At 40.3% G+C, this 6,248-nt stretch carries 8 protein-coding genes; all 8 read left to right on the top strand.

Features of this window, described 5'->3' with window-relative positions; genetic code table 11:
* The coding region (locus NWQ57_RS01055; RefSeq protein ID WP_306020079.1) for a hypothetical protein at window positions 1-212 on the top strand (212 nt) is incomplete at its 5' end.
* A gap of 46 nt (window positions 213-258) precedes the next feature.
* On the top strand, window positions 259-1,230 hold the full coding sequence (locus tag NWQ57_RS01050) for a Wzz/FepE/Etk N-terminal domain-containing protein (RefSeq protein WP_306020078.1): 972 nt from the start codon (window positions 259-261) through the stop codon (window positions 1,228-1,230).
* Between the two features lie 26 nt (window positions 1,231-1,256).
* Window positions 1,257-2,375 carry a GDP-mannose 4,6-dehydratase gene (gene gmd / locus NWQ57_RS01045; RefSeq protein WP_306020077.1) on the top strand — a complete coding sequence of 373 codons (1,119 nt, stop codon included), beginning with the start codon at window positions 1,257-1,259 and terminating at the stop codon, window positions 2,373-2,375.
* A gap of 63 nt (window positions 2,376-2,438) precedes the next feature.
* Complete coding sequence (locus NWQ57_RS01040; RefSeq protein ID WP_306020076.1) at window positions 2,439-3,398, top strand: GDP-L-fucose synthase; 960 nt, start codon at window positions 2,439-2,441, stop codon at window positions 3,396-3,398.
* Entirely contained in the window at window positions 3,398-3,877 is a 480-nt protein-coding gene (locus NWQ57_RS01035) for a GDP-mannose mannosyl hydrolase (RefSeq protein WP_306020080.1), read from the top strand. Before NWQ57_RS01040 ends, NWQ57_RS01035 begins: the two co-directional genes overlap by 1 nt.
* 43 nt (window positions 3,878-3,920) lie before the next feature.
* Window positions 3,921-4,910 carry an FAD-binding oxidoreductase gene (locus NWQ57_RS01030; protein WP_306020075.1) on the top strand — a complete coding sequence of 330 codons (990 nt, stop codon included), beginning with the start codon at window positions 3,921-3,923 and terminating at the stop codon, window positions 4,908-4,910.
* Window positions 4,911-4,934: 24 nt separating this feature from the next.
* Window positions 4,935-5,708 (top strand): glucose-1-phosphate cytidylyltransferase, encoded by a 774-nt coding sequence (gene rfbF, locus NWQ57_RS01025; RefSeq protein WP_306020074.1) that lies wholly within the window; start codon window positions 4,935-4,937, stop codon window positions 5,706-5,708.
* Window positions 5,678-6,248 (top strand): CDP-glucose 4,6-dehydratase (gene rfbG, locus NWQ57_RS01020; protein ID WP_306020073.1); only part of this gene is annotated, 571 nt, incomplete at its 3' end. The genes rfbF and rfbG, both read left to right, overlap by 31 nt.

The following is a 6,248-nucleotide window of genomic DNA, read 5'->3' as shown; positions in this document are numbered from 1 at the left end:
ACAGTAAAATATACATTGTAAAAGCGAACGGTTCGGTAAAAGTACCAAATAATAACTTTTGGTTTGATAACAAAAACATCATGCTTGAGCCGGGTGACACCATCGTAGTACCAAGAGACGTAGTTAATTACGAGCGCTTGGGCCTATGGGAGACAGTAACGACAATTTTTTATCAGTCTGTAGTAGCACTTGTCGCTATTGGAAGATTGTAATAACTATGATTAACACTAAAAGATTAAGCCGCCAATAGAGTATAGAATGGAAGAAAAAGAACAAAATATTCGCTATGTGATGGTTTCGTCGGAAAACATTCAGCAAAATGTAACTAATGATGAAATCGATCTTCGCGAATTATGGAAAGCTATATGGCAAGGAAAATGGTTAATTATTGCAGTAACGACAGTTTGCGCTATTGGTGCTGTTTTATATGCTTTAAGTTTACCTAATATTTATAAATCTGAAGCTTTGCTTGCCCCAGCCAGTAGCGATGAACAAGCAGGTTTAAGTGGTATCGCTGGTCAGTTTGGTGGGTTGGCATCGTTAGCTGGCGTTAGCTTGGGTGGTGCTAAAGCCGATAAAACGGCACTGGCGATACAAATACTTAAATCACGCCAATTCACTAGCCAATTCATTCAGAAACGTAATATTTTGCCAGAATTAATGGCAGTAAAAGAATGGGATTTATCTAGTAACAAGATTATTTATGATGAGGCAATATACTCGCCAGACACGGATAAATGGATTCGAGAGGCTGAACCACAAGAAGATGTTAAACCATCAATGCAAGTAGCAAAACTAGTTTTTGACGATATGTTTACTGTTCAACAAAATAAGGATACAGGCTTGGTTGCTATTAGCGTTGAGCATAGGTCGCCTTATGTAGCTAAACAATGGGTAGACTGGCTGATTGAAGATATTAACGCAAACATGAAAGTCAGAGACAAACAAGAGGCAGAGCGCAGTATTACTTACCTGCAATCGCAAATTGAAAAAACAACTGTGTTAGAACACAAGACTTTACTTTATCAATTGATTGAAGAACAAGCAAAAACGTTAATGTTTGCTGAAGTGAGGGAAGAGTATGTCTTTAAGACAATTGATCCTGCTCTTGTTCCTGAAATTAAGTTTTCGCCCAAGAGAGCTATAATAGTGGCGTTTGCCACATTATTAGCCGGTATTCTGGGTGTATTTGTTGTGTTATTCATCAGTTTGTTTCGTAAGCAAAGCTAAAACAGTACTATTACTTGGAAAATTTTATGATAAAAAAGGCGTTAATAACCGGTGTAACTGGTCAGGATGGCTCGTATTTAGCCGAATTTTTATTGGAAAAAGGCTATGAGGTTCACGGTATTAAAAGGCGTGCCTCATCCTTTAACACCCAACGTATCGATCATATCTACGAAGATCCTCATGTCAATAATCAGCATTTCATTCTCCACTATGGCGATTTAAGTGATACCTCAAATTTAGTGCGTATTATTAAAGAAGTTCAACCCGACGAGATTTATAATTTGGGGGCGCAAAGCCATGTTGCGGTTAGTTTTGAAGCGCCTGAATATACCGCTGACGTTGATGCGCTTGGTACTTTGCGTATTTTAGAAGCGATTCGAATGTTAGGCCTGGAAAAGAAAACGCGTTTTTATCAAGCGTCGACATCTGAGTTGTATGGATTAGTTCAAGAAACTCCACAAAAAGAAACTACGCCATTCTATCCTCGTTCACCTTATGCGGTAGCCAAGATGTATGCTTATTGGATAACCGTTAATTATCGTGAAGCCTATGGTATGTATGCTTGTAACGGTATTCTATTTAATCATGAATCTCCTCGCCGTGGTGAAACTTTTGTAACCCGTAAAATTACCCGGGGCCTTTCAAATATTGCTCAGGGTTTAGAGCGTTGCTTATTTATGGGCAACATGGACGCATTGCGTGACTGGGGGCATGCAAAAGACTATGTTCGAATGCAATGGATGATGTTGCAGCAAGAGCAGGCAGAAGATTTTGTTATTGCGACTGGCGTACAGTACTCTGTACGCCAGTTTATATCTTGGTCTGCTATGGAGTTGGGCATTACTCTGCGTTTTGAGGGAAGCGGTATTGATGAAGTTGCTATCGTAGATACGATTATCGGCAATAATGCTCCTGCTCTAAAAGTTGGAGAAATCATCGTTAAAGTTGATCCTCGCTATTTTAGACCGGCTGAAGTAGAAACGTTGTTAGGCGACCCTACGAAGGCCAAAGAAAAATTAGGTTGGGTACCAGAAATAACTACTCAGGAAATGTGCAAAGAAATGGTTGCTGAAGACTTAAAATCAGCAAAACGTCATGCTTTGTTAAAAGCACATGGTTTTGAGTTGCCAGTATCTGTTGAATAAATATTAGTTTTCTGAAACAACATTACATTTTTATGTATTGTAGTTGTCATATTTGAGGTTTTCATGAAAAAGGTTTTTGTTGCTGGTCATAATGGCATGGTTGGCTCTGCAATAGTCAGACAACTAAAAAAACAAGGCGGTGTTACTATCATCGTGCGCAATCGTAACGAGTTAGATTTGACTAACCAGAGCGATGTTCAGCGTTTTTTTGCAGAGCAAAAGATTGACCAAGTGTATTTGGCAGCAGCAAAAGTTGGGGGAATTGTTGCGAACAATACTTATCCGGCTGATTTTATTTATGAAAACCTGATTATTCAGGCCAACATTATTCATGCTGCCCACTGTCATAATGTTCAACAATTGTTGTTTCTTGGCTCTAGCTGTATTTACCCAAAACTCGCTGAGCAACCCATGAGTGAACAGGCATTGCTAACAGGTGCCCTTGAGCCAACAAATGAGCCTTATGCAATCGCAAAAATTGCTGGCATTAAATTGTGTGAAAGTTATAACCGCCAATATGGTCGCGACTTCCGCAGTGCCATGCCAACCAACTTATATGGCCCTAATGATAACTTCCACCCGGATAATAGCCATGTTATTCCTGCACTATTACGTCGTTTTCATGAAGCTAAACTGGCCAATGCTGCTGAAGTTGTAGCTTGGGGCAGTGGCTCACCAATGCGTGAGTTTTTACATGTGGACGATATGGCAGCCGCCAGTATTTTTGTCATGGAGCTGGATAAAGCCACCTATGAAGCTAACACCGAACCGATGCTTAGCCATATCAACGTAGGTACGGGGGTCGATTGCACCATTAAAGAGTTAACTGAGACAGTTGCTAAAGTTGTTGGATATGAAGGTAATATTGTTTGGGACACAAACAAACCCGACGGTGCCCCGCGTAAATTGATGAAAGTAGAGAGGCTTAAAGCTCTAGGTTGGCGATACTCTATTGACTTAGAGCCAGGTCTCGAAAACACATACCGCTGGTTCCTTGCCAATCAAAGTGCATTCAGAAAGTGATGCTTAACGACTCTGATTTCAGACATGTCATTAAAAATGCGCCTTTGTTTTCCATCGATCTAATCGTTTTAAACGAGAGGCGCGAATTATTATTTGGCCTCAGAAAAAATGAACCAGCCAGTGGATTTTGGTTTGTTCCAGGAGGACGCGTATTTAAAAATGAGCCTTTAGTTAAAGCTTATCATCGGATTTCACTCGCGGAACTTGGTGCCTCATTTAAAATGGAGAATTTTACTTCACTTGGACTGTTTGAGCATTTCTATGAAAATAGTTTCGTGGATGAGTTGATTTCTACTCACTATATAAACACGGCCTGTCTTTTAATAATTAATAGCCAGCAATTGAAGTTGCCTCTGGAACAGCATGAAGACTATCGCTGGGTTGTTGTTGATTCAATTGAGTCTGATAAATCAATTCACCACTACAGTAAGGTATTCTTACCAAGTTTATTAGCTAAAATGGCTAATTTGAGTCAATAACACAAATCGCCATTGAAAAAGTAGAAACATGTAGAGCAAAGTAATGAGCCGTCTAAGTATTAATACCCACGAAGCAAAACAGTTTGTAGGCAGTGCGACAGAGACAATTTTAGATTCAGCCTTAAAGTCAGGCTTAGTTTTTGAGTATAGCTGTAAGACAGGCCAATGTGGTGTTTGCAAAATCAAAGTAATGTCTGGTGAAGTAATCGAGTTAAAAGCTCAACTTGTTCTTACTGAACAAGACAAATTATCAAACAAAGTGCTTAGCTGCTGTTGTGCACCTACGACAGACTTATCGATAGAGGCTGAAGACTTATCCGCATTGCACGGTATTGAAATTAAAACTATTCCATGCCGGATTAAGCAGCTAACACGTTACTCGGACGAACTTGTTGGTGTAACGCTAAGACTGCCGCCAACTGCCGAGTTTAAGTTCTTGGAAGGTCAGTATATTGATGTTATTGGACCAAATACTATTCGCAGATCTTATTCGGTTGCCAGTACCGCCAGTCAAGGTGAAATTAACCTAGTTATTAAGCGTTTTGAAAATGGCAAAATGAGTGAATACTGGTTTAATCAGGCAAAAGACAATGATTTATTAAGATTAGAAGGCCCCAAAGGGACCTTCTTTTTACGTGATGGTAACGAAGATTTGATTTTTTTGGCGACAGGTACGGGTATCGCGCCGATTATGTCGATTCTTTATGGCCTCGATAGTGATGCTGATTTTGTACAATGCGGCAAAATTAGCTTGTATTGGGGTAATCGTCATCCTGATGATTTTTTTTGGCAGCCTTCTTTTAAAAAATTGAAAGTAGCAGTGAATCAAGTGTTATCAAGACCTACTGAGGATTGGCCGCATCAAACGGGCTATGTGCAGAAGGTAGCTTTAATGACTGAGCACAATTTGGCTCAAACGGCAGTTTATGCTTGCGGTTCAAACATGATGATTCAGTCTGCGCATGAAAGCTTTTTAGCCGCCGGCTTAGCTGAAAATAAATTTTACTCAGACGCTTTTGTGCAAAGTTATTAGATTATTCAAATAGGAAATGAACAGATGAAAGCAGTTATCCTTGCTGGTGGCCTTGGTACCAGACTTAGTGAAGAGACCACTACAAGACCCAAACCTATGATCGAAATAGGTGGTAAACCAATACTGTGGCACATTATGAAAATGTACTCAGCTCATGGTGTGAATGAATTTGTAATTTGCTGTGGATACAAAGGCTATGTAATTAAAGAGTATTTTGCCAACTATTTTCTACACCAGTCAGACGTCACCTTTACTATGCATGATAATCAAATGAAAGTGCATGAAAAACGTGCTGAACCATGGACGGTCACCTTAGTTGATACAGGGGATGAATCGATGACTGGTGGCCGTTTAAGAAGAGTTGCCGATTATGTAAAAGAAGAAGAAGCATTTTGTTTCACATACGGCGACGGTGTCGGCGACATTAATATCACCGAAACAATTGCGTTTCATAAGTCACATGGCAAAGATGCCACTTTGACCGCAACTTATCCACCCGGTCGATTTGGTGCACTCGACATTAATAAAGGTCAGGTTCTTAATTTTAAAGAAAAACCTAAAGGCGATGGCGCGATGATAAACGGCGGTTTTTTTGTTTTATCGCCAAGAGTCTTAAGCCGAATTGCCGCAGACTCAACAGTATGGGAGCAAGAACCGCTTATTACTCTAGCTGAAGACAAGCAACTAATGGCTTATGAGCATCACGGTTTTTGGCAACCCATGGATACATTGCGTGACAAAATCCATTTAGAATCGTTGTGGCAATCATGCAAAGCACCTTGGAAAGTTTGGGAATAGACGAGGATATTATGGTTAATCCAGATTTTTGGCGTAATAAGCGCGTATTCGTCACAGGCCATACGGGTTTTAAAGGTAGTTGGTTATCTATTTGGCTGAACTTGATGGGCGCAAAAGTTAAAGGGTATGCGCTAACACCTCCGACAAACCCAAGCCTATTTGATGAAGCCAATGTTGGGGCTTTGGTTGAATCTGAGATTGGCGATATTCGCGATTTTGAAAAGTTACAAAACAGCATATTGTCATTTGAGCCTGAGATATTGTTTCATATGGCGGCGCAACCACTGGTGCGTTTGTCTTACAAAGAGCCTATTGAAACTTATGACATTAATGTAATGGGTACCGCTAAAGTATTAGAAGCAGCAAAATCTTGTGTTCAACTTCGTGCCATCGTCAGTGTCACTACTGACAAATGTTATGAGAATAAAGAATGGGAGTGGGGCTACAGAGAAGACGAACCGATGGGAGGGTTTGATCCATACAGTAGCTCTAAAGGATGTGCTGAGTTGGTTACTGCGGCCTATCGACGCTCTTTTATGC

The sequence above is a fragment of the Paraglaciecola sp. genome, assembly GCF_030730205.1.
Classification (GTDB): Bacteria; Pseudomonadota; Gammaproteobacteria; order Enterobacterales; family Alteromonadaceae; genus Paraglaciecola.
This window is presented reverse-complemented; position numbering and strand designations above follow the sequence as displayed.